Annotated in this window: 17 protein-coding genes; 7 read left to right on the top strand and 10 right to left on the bottom strand. The window is 68.3% G+C overall.

Translation table 11 applies throughout. The annotated features are described in order from the left end of the window. Positions 1-118: 118 nt before the first annotated feature. From ASE63_RS04170 to ASE63_RS04140, 7 genes are all read right to left on the bottom strand, one after another. Complete coding sequence (locus tag ASE63_RS04170; protein WP_056797024.1) at positions 119-1,618, bottom strand: carboxypeptidase M32; 1,500 nt, start codon at positions 1,616-1,618, stop codon at positions 119-121. A 124-nt stretch (positions 1,619-1,742) separates the two neighbouring features. Further along, positions 1,743-2,840: an NADH:flavin oxidoreductase/NADH oxidase gene (locus ASE63_RS04165; protein WP_056797020.1), complete on the bottom strand. Its 1,098-nt coding sequence runs from the start codon at positions 2,838-2,840 to the stop codon at positions 1,743-1,745. Positions 2,841-2,947: 107 nt separating this feature from the next. Beyond that, complete coding sequence (locus ASE63_RS04160) at positions 2,948-4,213, bottom strand: acyl-CoA dehydrogenase family protein (RefSeq protein WP_056797015.1); 1,266 nt, start codon at positions 4,211-4,213, stop codon at positions 2,948-2,950. A gap of 11 nt (positions 4,214-4,224) precedes the next feature. Beyond that, positions 4,225-5,262: a phosphotransferase family protein gene (locus ASE63_RS04155; protein ID WP_056797120.1), complete on the bottom strand. Its 1,038-nt coding sequence runs from the start codon at positions 5,260-5,262 to the stop codon at positions 4,225-4,227. Between the two features lie 52 nt (positions 5,263-5,314). Then, positions 5,315-6,718: a bifunctional serine/threonine-protein kinase/universal stress protein gene (locus tag ASE63_RS04150; protein ID WP_056797012.1), complete on the bottom strand. Its 1,404-nt coding sequence runs from the start codon at positions 6,716-6,718 to the stop codon at positions 5,315-5,317. 17 nt (positions 6,719-6,735) lie between these two features. Beyond that, complete coding sequence (locus tag ASE63_RS04145; RefSeq protein WP_056797009.1) at positions 6,736-7,476, bottom strand: metallophosphoesterase family protein; 741 nt, start codon at positions 7,474-7,476, stop codon at positions 6,736-6,738. Positions 7,477-7,605: 129 nt separating this feature from the next. Continuing rightward, positions 7,606-8,844 carry an aspartate kinase gene (locus tag ASE63_RS04140; protein WP_056797006.1) on the bottom strand — a complete coding sequence of 413 codons (1,239 nt, stop codon included), beginning with the start codon at positions 8,842-8,844 and terminating at the stop codon, positions 7,606-7,608. A gap of 143 nt (positions 8,845-8,987) precedes the next feature. Here ASE63_RS04140 and ubiG point away from each other — a divergent pair, with 143 nt between their 5' ends. Continuing rightward, positions 8,988-9,743 carry a bifunctional 2-polyprenyl-6-hydroxyphenol methylase/3-demethylubiquinol 3-O-methyltransferase UbiG gene (ubiG, locus tag ASE63_RS04135; RefSeq protein WP_056797004.1) on the top strand — a complete coding sequence of 252 codons (756 nt, stop codon included), beginning with the start codon at positions 8,988-8,990 and terminating at the stop codon, positions 9,741-9,743. Between the two features lie 36 nt (positions 9,744-9,779). Here ubiG and ASE63_RS04130 read toward each other — a convergent pair whose 3' ends face one another. Next, entirely contained in the window at positions 9,780-10,052 is a 273-nt protein-coding gene (locus tag ASE63_RS04130) for a hypothetical protein (protein ID WP_156410180.1), read from the bottom strand. Positions 10,053-10,335: 283 nt separating this feature from the next. Between ASE63_RS04130 and ccrA the strand changes: the two genes are divergently transcribed. From ccrA to ASE63_RS04100, 6 genes are all read left to right on the top strand, one after another. After that, positions 10,336-11,607 (top strand): crotonyl-CoA carboxylase/reductase, encoded by a 1,272-nt coding sequence (gene ccrA, locus ASE63_RS04125; RefSeq protein ID WP_056796997.1) that lies wholly within the window; start codon positions 10,336-10,338, stop codon positions 11,605-11,607. Between the two features lie 204 nt (positions 11,608-11,811). Beyond that, positions 11,812-12,471 (top strand): glutathione S-transferase family protein, encoded by a 660-nt coding sequence (locus ASE63_RS04120; protein WP_056797117.1) that lies wholly within the window; start codon positions 11,812-11,814, stop codon positions 12,469-12,471. Positions 12,472-12,574: 103 nt separating this feature from the next. Then, positions 12,575-13,459: a DMT family transporter gene (locus ASE63_RS04115; RefSeq protein WP_056796994.1), complete on the top strand. Its 885-nt coding sequence runs from the start codon at positions 12,575-12,577 to the stop codon at positions 13,457-13,459. Between the two features lie 80 nt (positions 13,460-13,539). Further along, a complete protein-coding gene (locus ASE63_RS04110) occupies positions 13,540-15,225 on the top strand; it encodes an acyl-CoA dehydrogenase family protein (protein WP_056797114.1) in 1,686 nt (561 codons plus the stop codon). 127 nt (positions 15,226-15,352) lie between these two features. Continuing rightward, on the top strand, positions 15,353-16,090 hold the full coding sequence (locus ASE63_RS04105) for an SIMPL domain-containing protein (protein ID WP_056796990.1): 738 nt from the start codon (positions 15,353-15,355) through the stop codon (positions 16,088-16,090). Between the two features lie 253 nt (positions 16,091-16,343). Beyond that, on the top strand, positions 16,344-17,327 hold the full coding sequence (locus tag ASE63_RS04100) for an HD domain-containing phosphohydrolase (RefSeq protein ID WP_056796987.1): 984 nt from the start codon (positions 16,344-16,346) through the stop codon (positions 17,325-17,327). A gap of 24 nt (positions 17,328-17,351) precedes the next feature. On the opposite strand, the gene ASE63_RS04095 is transcribed toward ASE63_RS04100, so the two are convergent. Together ASE63_RS04095 and ASE63_RS04090 are read right to left on the bottom strand one after the other, a co-directional pair. Further along, the gene (locus ASE63_RS04095) at positions 17,352-18,395 is read right to left on the bottom strand and encodes a Gfo/Idh/MocA family oxidoreductase (protein ID WP_056796985.1); all 1,044 of its coding nucleotides are present in this window, start codon (positions 18,393-18,395) and stop codon (positions 17,352-17,354) included. A gap of 142 nt (positions 18,396-18,537) precedes the next feature. Next, positions 18,538-19,275 (bottom strand): ABC transporter ATP-binding protein, encoded by a 738-nt coding sequence (locus ASE63_RS04090; protein WP_056796983.1) that lies wholly within the window; start codon positions 19,273-19,275, stop codon positions 18,538-18,540. Positions 19,276-19,280 lie beyond the last annotated feature (5 nt).

The following is a 19,280-nucleotide window of genomic DNA, read 5'->3' as shown; positions in this document are numbered from 1 at the left end:
TCTGAAACGGAGACGGCCGCCCTTGGAGGGGCGGCCGTTTTCGTTTCGGGATTCGTGCATCGCTTCAACCGAGCGGGAGCAACCCTCTGGGAAGAATCGGGAAGCGGCGGCGGGAGCTTCAGGCCTCCCCGGCATAGCGCCGGCGCAGATGCGCCTTGAACACGCCGGCGTCGAGCGGCCGCCCCGTCGCCTGCGTCAGCAATTCGTCCGTCTCCAGCAGCGAGCCCTGGCTGTGAATGTTGGCGCGCAGCCAGCCGAGCAGGGCGCTGAAATCGCCGCGGCCGATCGCCGGCAGGATGTCGGGCTCGGCCTTGCAGGCGGCGTCGAAGATCTGCGCCGCCGTCATGGCGCCGAGCGTATAGGTCGGGAAATAGCCCCAGCCGCCGCTCGGCCAGTGGATGTCCTGCAGGCAGCCCAGCCTGTCGTCCGGGACGGAGACGCCGAGCAGGGACTTCATGCCCTCGTTCCAGGCGCTGGGCAGCTCCGCCAGCGGCATCGCGTCGGCGATCAGCGCCTGTTCCAGCCGGTAGCGCAGGATGACATGGGCCGGATAGGTGACCTCGTCGGCATCGACGCGGATGAAGCCGGGCTCGACCCGCGTATAGCGCCGCCACAGCGCATCGGCCTCCCAGGCCGGGCCCGAGCCGCCGAAGGTCTCGCGCATCAGCGGCGCGGCGAAGGCGAGGAACTCGGCGCTGCGGCAGGACTGCATCTCGACCAGCAGCGACTGGCTCTCATGCAGGCTCATGCCGCGGGCAGCGCCGACCGGCTGGTTCAGGAAGCCCTGCGGCCGGCCCTGCTCGTAGAGCGCGTGCCCGGTCTCGTGCAGCACACCCATCAGCGCCTTGGCGAAGTCGCCCTCGTCATAGCGGGTGGTGATGCGGACATCGTTGTCGGCACCGCCGCAGAAGGGATGCGTCGAGACGTCGAGGCGCCCGCGCTCGAAATCATAGCCGAGCGCCGCCATCATCCTGAGGCCCAACGCGCGCTGCTTCTCGATCGCGAAGGGGCCTTGCGGATCGGCGATCTGCGGCCGCTTAGCCTGCACCGCCAGCACCTCCTGCGTGAAGCCCGGCAGGAAGGCGGCGAGGTCGTCGAACAGCGCGTCGATCCGCTCTGCCCGCCCGCCCGGCTCGTAGTCGTTGAGCAGCGCGTCATAGGGGGAAAGCCCGAGCTTCTCGCCCTTCGCCCGGCCGATCTCGCGCTGGATCGTCAGCACCTCGGCGAGATAGGGCAGGAGCCCGGCGAAATCGGCATCCGCACGCGCCTGCCGCCAGCGCATCTCGCAGGCCGAGATAGCCTTGCTCGAAGCCTCGACGAGGTCCGCCGGCAGCGCGGTCTCGACCGTCCAGAGCCGCCGGATTTCGCGCAGATTGGCGCGCTCCCAAGGCCCTTCGCCGAGCGAGTCATCGCCGTCGGCCTCCGCCAGCCAGTCGCCGATGCGCGGATCGGTGATCAGGCCGTGATGCATCACTCGCAGCAACGCCATACTCTCGGCCCGCGACGAAGCCGCGCCCTTCGGCATCATCACGTCGTTGTCCCATTGCAGGATGCCGATGGCGTTGCCGAGCGCGGAGGCGCGGGCGAAATGGGCGGACAGGTCGGAATAGGCGGTCATGATGGTCCGTCTCTTGTCGGTGTAGGCGAAGTGCCAGCCCGGCCGCCACGTAACCCGAGCCCTCATCCTGAGGAGCTGCGCAGCAGCGTCTCGAAGGATGAGGGCTGAGCCAGTGATCGATATCTCAGGCGAACAGGTTCTTGTACTGGCGCGGCTGCGAGCGCAGGTACTGGTTCGGCACCTTGACGCTGGCGCCGAGATGGGCGGCCGCATGCCAGGGCCAGCGCGGGTCGTAGAGCACGCCGCGCGCGATGCCGACGAGATCGGCGTCGCCGGTGCCGACGATCGCCTCCGCCTGGTCCGCCTCGGTGATCAGCCCGACAGCGATGGTCGGCAGGCCCGTCTCCTGCCGGACGGCGCGGGCCAGCGGCACCTGGTAGTTCGGGCCGAGCGGGATCTGCTGGGCGGCCGAGTTGCCGCCGCTTGAGACATGCATGAAATCGACGCCGCGCGCCTTGAGCTCGCGCGCGAAGGCGAGCGTCTGCGCGATGTCCCAGCCGCCCGGCACCCAATCCGTGGCCGAGACGCGCACGCCGACAGGGTAGCCCGCCGGCACCGCGGCCTTCACCGCATCGAATACGGCAAGCGGGAAGCGCATCCGGTTCTCCAGCGAGCCGCCATAGTCGTCCTCGCGGCGGTTCGAGAGCGGCGACAGGAACTGGTGCATCAGATAGCCATGGGCGGCGTGCAGTTCGATCGCGGCGAAGCCGAGCCGCACCGAGCGCTTGGCCGCGGCCGCGAAGCTCTCGCAGAGCCGGGCGAGATCGTCCTGCGTCAGCGCCTTCGGGCTGCGCGGATGGCCGTCGAAGGGCACGGCGGATGGCGCGAGCGTCTCCCAGCCGCCTTCGTTCAGCCCGAGCTGGTGGCCGCCGAGCCAGGGTGGCGCCACCGAGGCCTTCCGCCCCGCATGGGCGAGCTGGATGCCGAGCGGCATGTCGGAATGCGCATGCACGGCCGCCAGCGTCTTCGCCAGCGCCGCTTCCGTCTCGTCCGACCAGAGCCCGACATCGCGCGGGCTGATCCGGCCCGCTGGCTCGACCGCCGTCGCCTCGATGATCAGCAGGGCTGCTCCGGAATGCGAGAGGTTGCCGAGATGGATGGTGTGCCAATCGGTGGTGCGGCCCTCATCGGCCGAATACTGGCACATCGGCGCGATGATGATGCGGTTGGCGAGCGCGAGGTCGCCGAGCTTGTAGGGGCTGAAGAGCTGGCTCATCGAAATATCCGTGTGAAAAGCGAGGCGGCGATCATCCCTGTGGCCGGCCTCAAGTCCAGCCCTGCGGGCGGGCTTCTGCCATGCGCCCGGTCATGCTCACGATCGCGTTGGCGCTATTGCTTCTGGTAGGGCCGCACCACGCCCTGCTCGGCGAAGGTCGAGCGCCCGCTCTGCTGGCGCTTCTTGATCTCGGCACGGGCCACTGTGCGCAGGTGCACCTCGTCCGGGCCGTCGATGAAGCGCAGTGCCCGGCCCCAGGAATAGATGAAGGCCAGCGGCGTGTCGTTGGTCAGGCCGGCCGCGCCGAAGACCTGGATCGCCCGATCGGCGAGCTTCGTCTGCAGCCGCGTCGCCACCACCTTGATCGACGAGACCTCGACCCGGGCGGCCTTGTTGCCGTGGCGGTCCATCATCCAGGCGGCGCGCAGGCAGAGCAGCCGCGCCTGGTCGATTTCCATGCGCGCTTCCGCGATCCAGTCCTGCACATTGGCGAACTCGGCGAGGTTGCGGCCGAAGGCCTTGCGCTCCAGCGCCCGCTCCACCATCAGCTCCAGCGCCACCTCGCACTGCCCGATCGTGCGCATGCAGTGATGGATGCGCCCCGGCCCGAGCCGCGCCTGCGCCAGAGCGAAGCCCGCCCCTTCCTCGCCGAGCATGTTGCCGGCGGGCACGCGAACATTGTCGAAATCGGTCTCGGTATGCCCCTCGGGCGAATGGTGGTTCAGCAGCGGCAGGTTGCGCAGGATGCTCACGCCCGGTGCGTCCATCGGCACGAGGACCATCGAATGGCGCTTGTGCGGATCGGCGTCGGGGCGGGTGTCCGAGAGCCCCATCACGATGCAGAACTTCACGTTGGGATGCAGCGCCCCGGTCGTCCACCATTTGCGGCCGTTGATGACGTAGTCGTCGCCGTCGCGGGTGATCGTGGTCTGCAGGTTGGTCGGGTCGGAGGAGGCGACGCCGGGCTCGGTGATGCCGACGCAGGAGCGAATCTCGCCGTTCAACAGCGGCACCAGCCAGCGCTCGCGCTGCTCCGGCGTCGCGAACATGTGCAGGATTTCCATGTTCCCGGTGTCGGGGGCGTTGCAGTTGAACACCTCGGACGACCAGTAGAACCGGCCCATGATCTCCGCGAGGGGCGCATATTCGAGGTTGGCAAGCCGCGTGCCCGGCTCGTCGGCTTTCAACGCCGGCAGGAACAGGTTCCAGAGACCCTCGGCCTTCGCCTTCGCCTTCAGCCCGTCGATCAGCGCCATCGGATAGCGTCCGGCCTCGACCTCCTCCCGATATTGCGCATCGGCCGGCTGGACATGGGCGTCCATGAAACCCTGCAGCCGCGAGCGCAGCTCTTCGACCTTGTCGGAATAGGCGAAATCCATGGTGCTTTCCCTCAGTCGCGGCCGTCGATGACCGCCTGCGCACGCAGCGCGAAACTTTCCGCCATCTCGCCGACGGCGACAGCGTTCTCGGCCGCGGCATTGCCTGCCTTCGCCCGCGCCGCGATGCCGTCGAGGATGACGGCGAAACGCAGCAGCGAGAAGGCGAGATGGAAGCGGCCCGGACCCTCGCGCCCGGCGGCGGTGCAATAGCGCTCGAGATATTCGGCCTGCGTCGGGATGCCGAGGCCCTCGCGGTCGAGTCCGACGATGCCCGCATACATCTGTGCCGTCGAATGCCAGGGCAGGCAGGAGAAGGCGGCGTCCGAGAGCGGGTGGCCGAGCGTCGAGAGTTCCCAGTCGAGCACCGCGACGATGCGCGGCGCGTCGGGCGCATACATCAGGTTGCCGATGCGGAAATCGCCATGGACGATGGTGGTTTCCGGGCTGTCGTCCAGATGCGCCGCGAGCCATTCGAAGGCGCGGTCCACCGCCGGGATATCCTGCGTCCTGGTCTCGCGCCATTGCCGGCCCCAGCGGGCAATCTGGCGGGCATAGTAGTTGCCGGGCTTGCCGAAATCGGCGAGCCCGGCCGTCTGCCAGTCGAAGCTGTGCAGCGCGGCCAGCGTCTCAGCCATGGCGAAATACATCTGCCGGCGCTCGGGCGGCGTGACGCCGGGCAGGGCGGTGTCGTGGAAGACGCGGCCTTCCAGCCGCTCCATCAGGTAGAACGGCGTACCGACGACATCGTCGCTCTCATGGAACAGCACGACCGGCGGAACCGGCACGGTGGAGCCGGCCAGCGCCTTCAGGATACGATATTCGCGGTCGACCGCATGGGCCGAAGGCAGCAGCGGCCCCGGCGGCTTCTTGCGCAGCACCAGCCGGGTTTGGGCTTCAGGATAGGACAGGAAGAAGGTCGGGTTCGACTGTCCGCCGCTGATCCGCTCCAGCGTCATCGCGCCCAAAGCCCTGCCGGGCAGGGCGCCGCGCAGGAAGGCGTCGATGCGGGCGGGGTCGAATTCCAGGGAGGAGGCTGGGCCGGCTGACATGGGCGGCATCATCCCCAGCGGCGCGGTGGCGGTCAACGCCATGAATGACGATTCATGTTGTGGCGCTTCCCTTGATCCTGACCACCGAGACCGAGCAACGCGCCTCCGCCACGACCTTGCTCGATATGCTCCCGAGATGGCGGCGCACGGCGGAGGAGGAGCGGGCGCCCAGCACGATATGGTCGATGTCATTGTGCTCGGTGTAGTTCAGGATCGCATCGGCGGCGCTGACTGCCTCGATGACGTGATAGCTGACCCGGTCCTCGGGCAGATGCAGCGGCCGCGCCCAGTCCTTCAGCGCCACGAGCCGGTTGATGTAGACCGAGCGCCCCTGCTCGTCGACGCTGCGGGTCTCGCGGAGGATTTCTGTGCGCAGCACGGTCAGGCAGGCCAGCCAGGAATCCTCGCGCGCGTCGAGAAGCCGCTTCGTCTCGGCCAGGATCGCCTCAGCCAGCCGGTCGTGCTCGCCCGAGAGGTCGACGGCCGCGAGGATGATCGAGGGGCCGGCCTGGCGCCGCCTGTTGGCCGACGGCCCGAGGATCTCGGCCTCGTCGCGCTTCTGGAACAGGGTCAGCAGGCGGTGGGCGAGGCTGGGCGGCGCCGCGCTTCGGCGATGCCGCGCCACCACGACCTGGTCGGGGTGGCGCAGGTCGAAGGCGACCTTGGCGGCGTCCGCATAGCGGCGGCTGCGGTCGACCTCGAGGCAGCGCAGGATGATCTCCTCCAGCCAGGCCGGCGTGTCGGGCCGCACGCTGCGGGGCGGGCTCGGCGCATGGTAGAGGCGCCGCTTCATTCCGGGCAGCGTCGCCGGGCGCCCGAACGGCTCCTCGCCGGTCACCATCTGGTAGAGGATGCAGCCGAGCGCGAAGATGTCGCTGGCCGGGTCGTTGCGCTCGCCCAGCACCTGTTCGGGCGCGATGTAGGCGGCGGTTCCGATCGGCGCGGAGCTTTCCTCGCCGAGCAGGTCGGGCAGTTCCGCGTGCCGCGACAGGCCGAAATCGATCAGGACCGCGCCAGCCGGCGTCATCATCACGTTCTGCGGCTTCAGGTCGAGATGAACGACCTTCTGGCGGTGAAGGTCGATGAGCGCGACGGCGAGGGCGATGCCGATCCGCACGACCTCCGCAACAGGCAGCGGTGCCTGCGCGATGATCGTCTTGGCGAGGCTCGTGCCGGCGACGAACCCCATCGCGATATAGGGAACCCGCGCGAGGTCGCCCGCGGCGACGAAGCGCGGCACATGCGGGCCGGAGAGGCGCTTGTGGATCATCACCTCTGTCTCGAAGCCGACGATCATCGAGACATCGGCGCCGGGATCGAGGATCGGCACCTTCATGACCAACTCGCCAGGATGCTCCGGATGGGTCGTGCGCCAGAGCGTCGACATCGCGCCCGAGGCCAGGCGCTCGACCAGGGTGAAGCCGTCGATCACGCTGCCGGTCTGCGGCCTCTCCATGGGCGCTCCCCTTCGTTCTAGCGGCCGATCTGCAGGCGTAAGGCGAGCCAGTCAGGCAGCCCGTATTCCCGGATCTTTCGCGCGGTTTCCTGCATGTCGTAGGGCACGCGGATCATGCTGATTTCCGCCCGGTCGGTGTCGAGCAGGGCGAAGCAGGCGGCCGGATTGCCGTCGCGTGGCTGGCCGACAGCACCGACCACCACGACATGACGGCGGATCGCCGAGAGCGGCGCGGCGACATGCTCCAGCGGCGTGAAGCTGACAGGCATGCGTCCCGGCAGCGCGTAATAGATCACCGGCACATGCGTGTGGCCGCAGAGCACGAGCGGCGCGGCGGCGGCGGCCAGGCATTCGGCAGCCGCCTTCTCGCTGGTGACATAGGGCCATTGCGCCGGGGAGCGCGCGCTGGCGTGGACGAGGAGCATGCCGGGCAGCTCGGCCGAGAGCGGCAGCTTTGCGAGAAAGGCCAGATGCGCCGGCGAAAGCTGCTCGCGCGTCCACAGGATCGCGTCATGGGCGTGCGGCGTCATGCCCGACGGCCCATGGATCGCCGCTTCGTCATGGTTGCCGAGCAGGCAGATCGCGCCGTCCGCGACCAGCCGCTCTGCGGCCTCGACGGCGAAGGCGGGGTCGGGCCCATAGCCGACGAGATCGCCGAGCAGGACGATCCGGTCGGGCGCGAGGCGCTCGACGGCAGCGAGGACGGCTTCCGTCGCCTCGCGGTTGGCATGGAGATCCGTCAGGACGGCGATGCGCATGATTGGCAGTCTGGCAGGAAGCTATCCGCCCGTCTGCCAGCCGATGCTGCCGCGCGCCATAGGCCTTTCGGCTCAGGCGGCCCGCAGAAACACACCCTCCTCGCGGAATGCGAGGAGGGTGTGGGGTCTCTAGGCGGCGTCGAGCCCGTAGAGCGAGTGCAGGGTGCGCACCGCGAGCTCGGTATAGGCAGCGTCGATCAGCACCGAGAACTTGATCTCGGAGGTCGTGATCGCGCGGATGTTGATGCCCTTCTCCGAGAGCGCCCGGAAGGCACGCGCCGCGACGCCGGCATGGCTGCGCATGCCGATGCCGATGGCCGAGATCTTGACCACGTCCGTCGCGCCCTGAAGCGCCTGGTAATGGATCGTTTCCTGCAGCCCCTCCAGCAGGGTCCTGGCGCGCTCGTAATCGGCCGTCGGCACGGTGAAGGTGATGTCGGTGGTCGCCTGGTCGTCGGAGACGACCTGGATGATCATGTCGACATTGATATTGGCGTCGGCGAGCGGTCCGAAGATCGCCGCCGCGACGCCGGGCTTGTCGGCCACGCGCCGGAGCGTGATCTGGGCTTCGTCGCGCGAGAACGCGATGCCGGTGACGATCTGCTGTTCCACGATGTCGTCCTCGTCGCAGATGAGGGTGCCTGGATTGGGGTTTTCGGGGTCGTCGAAGGAGGAGCGCACATAGGTCGGCACGCGCTGCGTCATGGCGATCTCGACCGAGCGCACCTGCAGCACCTTTGAGCCGAGCGAGGCCATTTCGAGCATTTCCTCGAAGGAGACCTTGTCCATGCGCCTTGCCTTCGGCACGATGCGCGGATCGGTGGTGTAGACGCCGTCGACATCGGTGTAGATGTCGCAGCGATCGGCCTTCAGCCCGGCCGCGAGCGCGACCGCGCTGGTGTCCGAGCCGCCGCGGCCGAGCGTGACGATGCGGTGCGTGCGCGGGTTGACGCCCTGGAAGCCGGAGCAGACGGCGATCTCGCGATTGCGGTCGAAGCCGGCGAGGATGCCGGCGCCGTCGACGCTCTCGATCCGGGCCGCGCCATGCGCGTCCGAGCCGTAGAGCGGGATCTGCCAGCCCTGCCAGGAGCGGGCGGGAAGCCCCATCTCCTGCAGCACCAGCGCCATCAGGCCGGAGGTGACCTGCTCGCCCGAGGCGACGACGACGTCGTACTCCGCCGGGTCGTGGAACGGCGACGCCTCCTTGCACCAGGCGACGAGCTCGTTGGTCTTGCCCGACATGGCCGAGACCACGATCGCGACCTCGTGGCCGGCCTCGAACTCGCGTTTGACGTGCCGCGCCGCGTTCTTGATGCGCTCGACAGTGGCGACGGAAGTGCCGCCGAATTTCATCACCAGACGGGCCATGGCGGTGTTCGGGCTCTCGATAGTGTGTCGCCGGCCGCATGGCCGGGTCGAAAGGTCGCCCTCGCGCTGGCGCAAGGGCGGGTGTAGATGACGGGCGGCAGGCGCGGTGTCAATGCGGCGCCGCGTAAACGAAGGACCGGTTCATGGCGGCTGCGACCCAGCGCACAGGCTCGACGATCGACCCGGCCGAGGTCGCCCGCTTCGATGCGATCGCGCGCGACTGGTGGGACCCGAAGGGACCCATGGCCGTCCTGCACAAGTTCAATCCCGTGCGGCTCGCCTTCGTCCGCGACGAGGCCTGCGCGCATTTCGGGCGCGATCCGAAGACGATGCGATCCCTCGAAGGCCTCAGCCTGGTCGATATCGGCTGCGGCGGCGGCGTGCTGTCCGAGCCACTCTCCCGGCTCGGCGCCGAGGTCACCGGCCTCGACCCCGCACCGACCAACATCGCGGTCGCCCGCACCCATGCCGAGGCCGGCGGGCTGGCGATCGACTACCGCGAAGAGACGATCGAGGCGGTCGTCGCCGGGGGCAGGCGCTTCGACATCGTGCTGGCGATGGAGGTGGTCGAGCACGTCGCGGATGTCGAGGCCTTTGTTGCCGCCTGCTGCGCCGCGGTGAAGCCCGGCGGGCTGCTGGTAATGGCCACCCTTAACCGCACGCTGAAATCCTATGCGCTCGCCATCGTCGGCGCCGAATACGTCCTGCGCTGGCTACCGAGGGGCACCCATGACTGGGAGAGGTTCGTCACGCCTGACGAACTGGGCGATGCGATCGCGGCCAACGGTTTCGCGCTCGGGGCGCAGACGGGCGTGGTCTACAACCCGCTGACCGGGCGCTGGAGCGCGGCTCGCGACATGGATGTGAACTACATGCTGGCGGCACATCGCCCGGCCTGAGAGCCGCTTGCGGCAAGTGCTCCGCTTGCCGGCCGCTCAGAGCCAGCGCCGCAGCGCACTGAGCGCGACGAGCGTCGCCAGGCCCGCGCCCAGGGCGACGAAGGAGGCGATGAGCGCGGGATTATGGCCGATCGTATAGCCGAGCTTGCGCCAAAGTAGGGCCCCGCCGATCGCGCCGGCCAGGATCATCAGGCCGTTGAGGATGATACCGAAGGCCCCGTCGCGCAGCAGCATGTCGGAAATCCAGCCGAACAGCAGCACGCCCACCGCCACGATGGCGAGGAAGATCACCAGCTGCGGCGTCGACATATCCGGCAGTCCGAGCATCAAAAGCAGAGCGCGCATGGAAGTCCCCGGAATTGTCCGGCGCAGGTCTAGCAGGCTTCGGTTAAGCTTGTGCTGCGCCGCGCCGGTGCCGGGCACATTCGGCTGCTGGAGGATGTGAGCGCATTTTGCGCTGCGGCATAGTTCGATGGATGGATGGCGCAGCGCAGCATAAGATGCATGATCGAGGGCAAGTCCGCCACTGAGGGCAAGTCCGCCGGGACGCTCGCGCCTGTCTCCAACCGCGGACCAAGCAGGGAGAGACGACATGTCGAAGCCGCATGCCTCCGCGACACCGCTCAAGGATCTCTACGAACTCGGCGAATTGCCGCCGCTCGGCCATGTCCCCGCCAGCATGTATGCCTGGACGATCCGCCGGGAGCGCCACGGGCCGCCGCAGGAGAGCTTCCAGATCGAGGTCGTGCCGACCTGGGCGATCGGCGAGGAAGAGGTGCTGCTCCTCGTGATGGCCGGCGGCGTCAACTACAACGGTATCTGGGCCGGGCTCGGCCAGCCGATCTCGCCCTTCGACGTGCACAAGGGCGCGCTCCACATAGCAGGCTCCGACTGTGCCGGCATCGTCTGGGCGGTCGGCTCCAAGGTGAAGCGCTGGAAGGTCGGCGACGAGGTCATCGTCCATTGCAACCAGGATGACGGCGACGACGAGGAGTGCAACGGCGGCGATCCGATGTTCTCCCCCTCGCAGCGCATCTGGGGATATGAGACGCCGGACGGCTCCTTCGCGCAGTTCTGTCGGGTCCAGTCGCGCCAGCTGATGCAGAAGCCCCGGCACCTCGCCTGGGAGGAGGCCGCCTGCTACACGCTGACCCTGGCGACGGCCTACCGCATGCTGTTCGGTCATGCTCCGCACACCATCAAGCCTGGCGACAACGTTCTCGTCTGGGGTGCCTCCGGCGGCCTCGGCGTCTTCGGCGTGCAGCTCTGCGCGGCCTCGGGCGCCAACGCCATCGGCGTGATCTCGGACGAGACCAAGCGCGACTATGTCCTGGGGCTGGGCGCCAAGGGCGTGGTCAACCGCAAGGACTTCGACTGCTGGGGCCAGATGCCCAAGGTCAACTCGCCCGAATACGACGCCTGGGTGAAGGAGGCCCGGAAGTTCGGCAAGGCGATCTGGGACGTCACCGGCAAGAAGGATGTCGACATCGTCTTCGAGCATCCGGGCGAGAGCACCTTCCCGGTCTCCTGCCTCGTCGCAAAGCGCGGCGGCATGGTGGTGTTCTGTGCCGGCACCTCGGGCTTCAACATCACCTTCGACGCCCGCTATGTCTGGATGCGCCAGAAGCGCGTCCAGGGCTCGCATTTCGCCCATCTCAAGCAGGCGAGCGCCGCCAACCAGTTCGTGCTCGACCGCCGCATCGACCCCTGCATGTCCGAGGTCTTCCCCTGGGACAAGATCCCGCTCGCCCACCACAAGATGTGGAAGAACGAGCACGCGCCCGGCAACATGGCCGTGCTGGTCTATGCCCCGCGCACGGGCTTGCGGACCTATGAGGACGTGGCGGAGGCGCTGGCGCGATAGTTTCGTCATTGCGAGGAACGAAGCGACGAAGGGATCCAGGGGGCCGTAGAGCACTGCCGCTCTGGATTGCTGCGTCGCTCACGCTCCTCGCAGTGACGGCGCCTCACGACGGGGATGCGTGACGCGGACAGCACCGCTCGGCTTGCGTTGCCGAGAGATAACACTTAAACGATCGGTAAAGTGAATCTCCGTTCCGAGGTCGCGATGTCGCTCCAGCTCTATGCGCACCCCTTCTCCTCCTACTGCCAGAAGGTGCTGGTCGCTCTCTACGAGAACGACACGCCCTTCAGCTATCGCCTGCTCGACTTCGACGATCCGCAGGCCGGCGAGGAGCTTGCCGCGCTGTGGCCGCTGAAGCGCTTCCCGGTGCTGGTCGACGGGGCCGAGACCGTGCTGGAATCGAGCGTCATCATCGAGCATCTGGCGCTGGCGCATCCCGGCTCGACGCGGATGCTTCCGGCGGATGCGAGGGCGGCGCTCGCGGTCAGGATGATGGACCGCTTCTTCGACAACTACGTCATGACGCCGATGCAGAAGATCGTCTTCGACCATATCCGCGAGCCGGAGAATCGCGACCCACATGGCGTCGCCGAAGCCCGCGCCATGCTGGATTCGGCCTATGAGTGGCTGGACGGCCGGCTCGGCGCGCGCGAATGGTCCTGCGGTGACGAATTCGGCCTGGCGGATTGTGCGGCGGCGCCGGCCCTGTTCTACGCCGACTGGGTCCACGAGATCGACACCGCCTTCCCGAATACGCGCGCCTACCGGGCGCGGCTGCTCGCGCGCCCGTCCTTCGCGCGGGCGGTCGAGGAGGCGAGGCCCTATCGCGGCTTCTTCCCGCCCGGAGCGCCCGACCGCGACTGAATTGCGAGCGTTTGACCCGGCGCAAGCATGACGCCGCGGCGTCGGCGTGGGGCGACATCCGGCTCCCTCGGGCCTAAGCAATCTGGCCCCGAAAGCCGTTTCCATGCTGTCCTCACCCCTGTTCCTGCGCGCCATCCCGCTGATCTTCACCTTCCTCTGGTCGTCGGGCTGGATCGTCGCGGGCTATTCGGCACAGTACGCGGATCCGCTGACATTCCTCAGCGTCCGCTTCGCAAGCGCGGGCCTGCTGCTCGCCGCGTTCTCCGTTGCCGTGAAGGCGCCCTGGCCGGCGACGCCACGCGCCTGGCTCGACTGCATCGTCGCCGGCATCCTGCTCCACGGCATCTATCTCTGCGGTGTCTGGTGGGCAGTGCGTCACGGCCTGCCGGCCGGCATCTCCGGGCTGATCGCGGGCTTGCAGCCGATCCTCACCGCCATGCTGGCGCCGGCCCTCGTCGGCGAGCGCATCTCGCCGATCCGCTGGGCCGGCATCCTCTGTGGTTTCCTCGGCATCGGGCTGGTGCTCGAACCCAAGCTGGTCGGTGTCGACCCCGTGGCGCTCTGGGGCATCCTGCTGCCGGTAGCGATCAATGTCGTCGGCATGTTCGCCGTCACCGCCGGTTCCTTCTACCAGAAGGCCCGCATCGTCTCGGGCGACCTGCGGACCGTCACCACCGTCCAGTACCTCGCCGCCTTCCTGTTCACGGTCCCGCTCGCCTTCATGCTCGAGCCGATGCGCATCGAGTGGAACCTGACCATGGCACTCGTGCTGGCCTGGTCGGTGCTGGCGCTCTCGCTGGGCGGCATCGGGCTTTATCTGCTGATGCTGCGCCGGGGCGAGGTCTCGCGCATCGCGACCTTCCTCTATCTCGTGCCGGCGCTGGTGGCGCTCGAGGCCTGGTTCCTCTTCGGCGAGACCCTGTCGCCGATCCAGATCGCCGGCATGGCGCTGACCGTCGCCGGCGTCGCTCTGGCCAGCCGGAAGTAGCGCGCGAACTCCGTCGAAAGCCGGGTTTTCGTCTCTCCGCCCTTCAGCCTATGCTGCGTCGCAGCAAGGGAGAGATTTTCATGAGCGCCAACGCCGCCGCCTCGCATGCCCCCGCCAATGCCATTGATCTGATCGCGGCGGCGCTGCCCGGCTTCGAGACTCTGCTGCAGGAGGCGATCGCTGCGGTCCGCGCCAAGGTTACGGCCGACGGCAGGATTTCGGCTGCGCTGCTTGAGGCCGAGCAGCACGCCGCCCACGGCCTGTCCTGGCTCGCGACCTATGTCATGGCGCTGCGCGAGCTCAAGGCCTATGGCGAGCGCCTCGCGGCGGAGGACCGTTACGGTGCGGTCGAGGATTACGCGATCAGGATCGGCGCAGGCGAATATGCCGCGCAGATTCTCGGCGGCATTCCGATGAGCCAGGGCGAAATCGTCCGGCTGGCGGCGCTCGGCCTGCCGGCGAAGGCCATCGCCGCGGCGCGGACGCCGGCCGCTGATGCGCTGATCGCGGATGGCAACACGCCGGAGAACCGCGCCCGCCTGGTTTCGCTGTTCAGCCAGGATGACGGCGCCGCCGGCGTCGGTGATCCCGGTCTCGACGAGACCCTTGAAGCGATCCGCTCCGAGATGCGCCGCTTCTGCGCGGCCGAGGTCGCTCCCCACGCGCATGAGTGGCACCTGAAGAACGACTACATCCCGATCGCGGTGGTCGAGAAGATGGCCGAACTCGGCGTCTTCGGCCTGACCATCCCCGAGGAGTTCGGCGGCATGGGCCTGTCCAAGGTCTCGATGTGCGTCGTCTCGGAGGAGCTGTCGCGCGGCTATATCGGCGTCGGCTCGCTCGGCACGCGCTCCGAGATCGCGGCCGAGCTGATCCTCTGCGGCGGCACGCCGGAGCAGCAGGCGAAATGGCTGCCGAAGATCGCCTCGGGCGAGATCCTGCCCACCGCGGTCTTCACCGAGCCCAACACCGGCTCGGACCTCGCCAGCCTGCGCACCCGCGCCGTCAGGGAAGGCGAGGGGGATGCCGCTGTCTGGAAGGTTTCCGGCAACAAGACCTGGATCACCCATCCCGTCCGCGCCGACATCATGACGCTCCTGGTTCGCACCGACCCGGACGCCGCCGGCTATCGCGGGCTCTCGATGCTGATCGCCGAGAAGCCGCGCGGAACCGATGCCGATCCCTTTCCGGTCGAGGGCCTTACCGGCGGCGAGATCGAGGTGCTCGGCTATCGCGGCATGAAGGAATACGAGCTCGCTTTCGACAGCTTCGCGGTCAAGGCCGAAAACCTGCTCGGCGGCGTCGAGGGGCAGGGCTTCAAGCAGCTGATGCAAACCTTCGAGGCGGCCCGCATCCAGACTGCGGCGCGCGCCGTCGGCGTCGCGCAATCGGCCTTCGACCTCGGCCTGCGCTACGCCAAGGAGCGCGTCCAGTTCGGCAAGAAGCTGATCGCCTTCCCGCGCGTCGCCGACAAGCTCGCGATGATGGCGGCCGAGATCCTGATCGCCCGCCAGCTCACCTATTTCGCTGCGCGCGAAAAGGATGCCGGGCGCCGCTGCGATCTCGAGGCTGGCATGGCCAAGCTGCTCGGCGCCCGCGTCGCCTGGGCCGCCGCCGACAACGCCCTGCAAATCCATGGCGGCAATGGCTTTGCGCTGGAATATGCCATCAGCCGCGTGCTCTGCGACGCCCGCATCCTGAACATCTTCGAGGGGGCAGCCGAGATCCAGGCGCAGGTCATCGCGAGGCGGCTGGTCGAGGAATGACGCGATGGCGCGGCGCTTCACCGCAGGGCCGGGCGAGGCTAGAGGCCGTCGCCCGGCAATAATTTCGACATGATGGCCCTGCTTGTCTCGCTTCGCCTCTAAAGGCCGAGAGCAACAGGATCGTTCGATGTCGAAAAGCCTAACCCCCATGTTCCTCGGATCGGCGCTCATCTGCGCCGCTGCGGCGCTGTCGGTCCCCGCCATGGCGCAGCAGGGCCGGGCCGAGCCGACGCCGCGCATCAGCGTCACCGGGGAGGGTGAGGTCAGCCTCGCCCCGGACATGGCGATCCTCAATCTCTCGGTGCTGCGCGAGGCCGAGACGGCGCGCGAGGCGGTGAGCGTCGGCAGCGCTGCGATGAAGCAGGTGCTGGCGGCACTTAAGGAAGCCGGCATTGCCGAGCGCGACCTGCAGACCTCGGGCCTGAACATTCAGCCGCGCTATACCCAGCCCGGCCCGCAGGCGAAGCCCCAGGCGCCGAAGATCAGCGGCTACGCGGCCAGCAATTCCCTGACGGTGCGCATCCGGGATCTCTCCACCGTCGGCGCCATCCTCGACAAGACGGTGAGCCTCGGCGTCAACCAGGGCGGCGACATCACCTTCGTCAACGACGATCTCAAGCCTGGCCTTGCCGAGGCGCGCAAGCGTGCCGTGGCCGACGCGCTGGAGCGGGCGCGCACGCTGGCCGAGGCTGCGGGTGTCAAGCTCGGGCGCATCCTCGCCATCGAGGAGCGGCCGACGCGCTCTGGCCCGATGCCGCTCGGTAAGGTGATGCGGGCGGCCGCTGCCGACAGCTATGTGCCGGTCGAGCGCGGCGAGAACAACTACGGCACCAGCGTCAACGTCGTAGTCGAGATCGCTCCGTGATCGCTGCCGAATAGTTCCATTTGGTCGCTTTGCTGCGCCGCGATAGGTATTTCATTCATAATTGCTGTGCCCCATGGCGCCTTCATGCGATGATGGCGTGCCGCGGACACGTGTTGGAATGCTTCTTATCACCGATCGCTCGGACCAAAGCCGGGACATTGCGCGGGGCCTGACGCTGTTGGGTCCCTGCGCCGTCGTCCGGCTTGGCGGGCAGGGGAGCGGAGACGGAAGCGCAACAAGGCCCAGGATCGTCGTGAGCGACGCCGACATCGGGAACGGGCAGGCGGTCGAAACCATTCGGGCGGCTCTCGCCCGCCACCGGCCGCGCGGCACGCCCTTTCTCTGCCTGCTGCGGGACACCACCCTGCGCTCCGCCATCCAGGCCCAGGCCGTCGGCGCGACCGAGGTCTTGCCGGCCGACGTCCCGCCGTCGCTGCTCGCGAAGACGATCACCCGGCTGCTGCAGGAAGGCGAGGGTGGCGAGGCCGCCAGCGATGCGGCCGCCTTCACCCGCAGCCAGCTTACGGTCGCGGCCGCGTCTCTCGCTGACATGCTGGGCGCTGCATCGGCGGGGAAGCCCGTCACGCGGGGAGCGGTCGATGCCTCGGTCCGGTCGATCGACGAGGTGGCCGGGGCGGGCAATCTCGGTGATCTGCTCCAGATCGTCTGGAACTACGACGATCTCACCTACCAGCACTGCATGCTGGTCGCAGGCCTCGCCGCGAGCTTCGCGCACAGGCTCGGCTTCTCGGCGGCGGACCGCGAGCTGGTGACGCGCGCCGCGGTGCTGCACGATATCGGCAAGGCCCGGATTCCCCTGGAGGTGCTGCACAAGCCCGGCCCGCTCGACGAGGCCGAACAGGCGATGGTGCGGACCCATCCCGAGATCGGCCACGCCATGCTTCTGGCCCAGGGCGGGTTCGCGCCGGTGGTGCTCACCGCCGTCCGCTCCCACCACGAATATCTCGACGGCACGGGCTATCCCGACGGGCTGAGCGGCGCCGAGATCCCCGACATCGTGCGGATCATCACGATCTGCGACATCTATGCCGCCCTGATCGAGCGGCGCAGCTACAAGGCCCCGATGGCGCCCGAAGCCGCCTTCGACATTCTCGTGCAGATGGGCGGCAAGCTCGACAAGGACCTGTTGAGGGCCTTCGAGGAGCGTATCGTCAAGGCGCACAAGGCGGCGCAGGCCTGCGCGACCGAGCAGAAGCCGCCCCAGCGCGCACCCTAGATCCGCCGCGGGCGGTCGAGCTGATCAGCCGGTCGTAACGCCAACCGGCCGGCCCAGCCGTGCCGCTTCGCCCACCGCCTCGACCACCGCGAGCGTGCGCGCCGCGTCCGCCGCATCGGTGATCGGGGCCTCCGTGCCGCGGATCACGGCGCAGAAATGGCGGATCTGCTCGGCCAGCGGTTCGAGCGGTTCGATGGCGAGGCTCTCCCGCAGCAGCGGCTCCCACCAGCCTTGCCGGCCCTCGTAATGCCAGCGTTCGAGCGCGGGCAGGGAGAGCGAGCCCTCGCTGCCGGCGATCAGGTAGCAATGGCCGTCGCGCTGCGGATAGGCCTTGTTCTCGCCGGAGGAGAGCTCCCAGCTCCAGGGTGTCGGCGTCGTGTCCGAGACGGTGGCCGTGCCGAGCGCGCCATTGGCGAAGCGGAAGATCAGCGCGGCGGTGTCCTCGACGGCGAAGCCGCGTGTCGCGTTCGAGGTCATCGCCTGCACGCTCTCGATCTCGCCGCAGATGAAGCGGAGATTGTCGATGTCGTGGATCAGGTTGATCAGCACCGGCCCCCCGCCGGCCTCGCGCCGCCAGGCGACGTCGAAATAGTCGTCCGGCTTGCGGATCAGGAACAGCGAGTTGACGGCGACGAGGCGCCCCAGCCGGCCCTCCTGCACGACCTTCCGCGCCGCCTTGACGATCGGGTTGTGGCGGCGGTGATGGCCGCCGAGCACGGGGATCCCGGTGCGCGCCTGCGCCTCGACCAGGCGCTGCGCCGCCGCGACGCTCTCGGCCAGTGGTTTCTCGATCAGCACCGGGATGCCGGCTTCGAGGCATTGGATCGCTCCCGGCACATGCAGTGCGTTTGGCGTAGCGATGATCGCGCCGTCCGGCTTCATTGCCGCCAGCATCTCGCCGATCGAGGCGAACCAGGGCAGGTCGCGCTCGGCGGCGAGCGCCTTTGCGGCATCCGTCGGGTCGCAGATCGCGGCGCAGTCGCAATCCTGCGAGGCATCGAGCCGCTCCAGATGCACGCGGCCGATCAGGCCGGCGCCGACGAGGGCGATCTTGAGGGGAGCGGTCATCGGGTAGTCCTCACTGATTGCTGCCGCCGGCTGTCCGTCATGGCCGGGCTTGGCCCGACCATCCACGCCTTCGCTGGTCGAGCGTCGTGTTCAAGACGTCGATGCTTGGCACGAGGCCGAGCATGACGGGCGGGCCAAACCGTCACGCCGCCTCCGTCATCGCGCCGCCGAGGAAGAGCTGGGCGACGCGCGGATCGGCCAGGATCTCGGCCGCCGGCCCCTGCATCCGGGTCTGCCCCAGTTCGAGCACGAGCCCTTCGTCGGAAATCTCCAGGGCCGAGCGAGCGTTCTGCTCGATCATCAGGATGGTCACGCCCCTGGCGCGCAGCTCCATCAGGATCGCGAAGGTCTCCTGCACCAGCATCGGCGAGAGCCCGATCGAGGGCTCGTCGATCAGTACGAGCTTGGGGTCGAGCAAGAGCCCGCGCACGATCTCGAGCTGCTTCTGCTGCCCGCCCGACAGGGTGGAGGCCTGGGCGTTGGCCTTGGCGCGCAGGGCCGGGAAGCGGTCGAGCGCCGCCTCGATGCGCTTCGGCATGTCGGTGATGTGCGAGCCCGCCGCGACGGCTCCCAGCTCGATATTGTGGCGCACCGAGAGCTCGGGGAAGATGTTGCGGCCCTGCGGCACGTAGCAGATTCCGGCCTCCAGCAGCTTGCGCTGGCTCCGGTTGGTGATGTCGGCGCCTTCGAGCCTGATCTGGCCCTCACGCACCTTGAGCAAGCCGAAGATCGCCTTGAACACGGTCGACTTGCCGGCGCCGTTGGGGCCGATCACCGTGGTGATGGCGCCGCGCGGCACCTTGAAGGTCGTGCCGTTCAGGATGGTCATGGCGCCATAGCCGCCGACCACGCCGTCGAGTTCGAGGATGGGAGTGGTCATCGCAT

Source organism: Allobosea sp. Root381, assembly GCF_001429395.1.
Classification (GTDB): Bacteria; Pseudomonadota; Alphaproteobacteria; order Rhizobiales; family Beijerinckiaceae; genus Allobosea.
This window is presented reverse-complemented; position numbering and strand designations above follow the sequence as displayed.

Bases quoted from the DNA above. Each gene is read 5' to 3' on its own strand.
- ASE63_RS04170 (WP_056797024.1), bottom strand. From the start codon at position 1,618: ATGACCGCCTATTCCGACCTGTCCGCCCATTTCGCCCGCGCCTCCGCG.
- ASE63_RS04160 (WP_056797015.1), bottom strand. From the start codon at position 4,213: ATGGATTTCGCCTATTCCGACAAGGTCGAAGAGCTGCGCTCGCGGCTG.
- ASE63_RS04155 (WP_056797120.1), bottom strand. From the start codon at position 5,262: ATGTCAGCCGGCCCAGCCTCCTCCCTGGAATTCGACCCCGCCCGCATC.
- ASE63_RS04150 (WP_056797012.1), bottom strand. From the start codon at position 6,718: ATGGAGAGGCCGCAGACCGGCAGCGTGATCGACGGCTTCACCCTGGTC.
- ASE63_RS04145 (WP_056797009.1), bottom strand. From the start codon at position 7,476: ATGCGCATCGCCGTCCTGACGGATCTCCATGCCAACCGCGAGGCGACG.
- ASE63_RS04140 (WP_056797006.1), bottom strand. From the start codon at position 8,844: ATGGCCCGTCTGGTGATGAAATTCGGCGGCACTTCCGTCGCCACTGTC.
- ubiG (WP_056797004.1), top strand. From the start codon at position 8,988: ATGGCGGCTGCGACCCAGCGCACAGGCTCGACGATCGACCCGGCCGAG.
- ASE63_RS04130 (WP_156410180.1), bottom strand. From the start codon at position 10,052: ATGTCGACGCCGCAGCTGGTGATCTTCCTCGCCATCGTGGCGGTGGGC.
- ccrA (WP_056796997.1), top strand. From the start codon at position 10,336: ATGTCGAAGCCGCATGCCTCCGCGACACCGCTCAAGGATCTCTACGAA.
- ASE63_RS04120 (WP_056797117.1), top strand. From the start codon at position 11,812: ATGTCGCTCCAGCTCTATGCGCACCCCTTCTCCTCCTACTGCCAGAAG.
- ASE63_RS04115 (WP_056796994.1), top strand. From the start codon at position 12,575: ATGCTGTCCTCACCCCTGTTCCTGCGCGCCATCCCGCTGATCTTCACC.
- ASE63_RS04110 (WP_056797114.1), top strand. From the start codon at position 13,540: ATGAGCGCCAACGCCGCCGCCTCGCATGCCCCCGCCAATGCCATTGAT.
- ASE63_RS04105 (WP_056796990.1), top strand. From the start codon at position 15,353: ATGTCGAAAAGCCTAACCCCCATGTTCCTCGGATCGGCGCTCATCTGC.
- ASE63_RS04095 (WP_056796985.1), bottom strand. From the start codon at position 18,395: ATGACCGCTCCCCTCAAGATCGCCCTCGTCGGCGCCGGCCTGATCGGC.
- ASE63_RS04090 (WP_056796983.1), bottom strand. From the start codon at position 19,275: ATGACCACTCCCATCCTCGAACTCGACGGCGTGGTCGGCGGCTATGGC.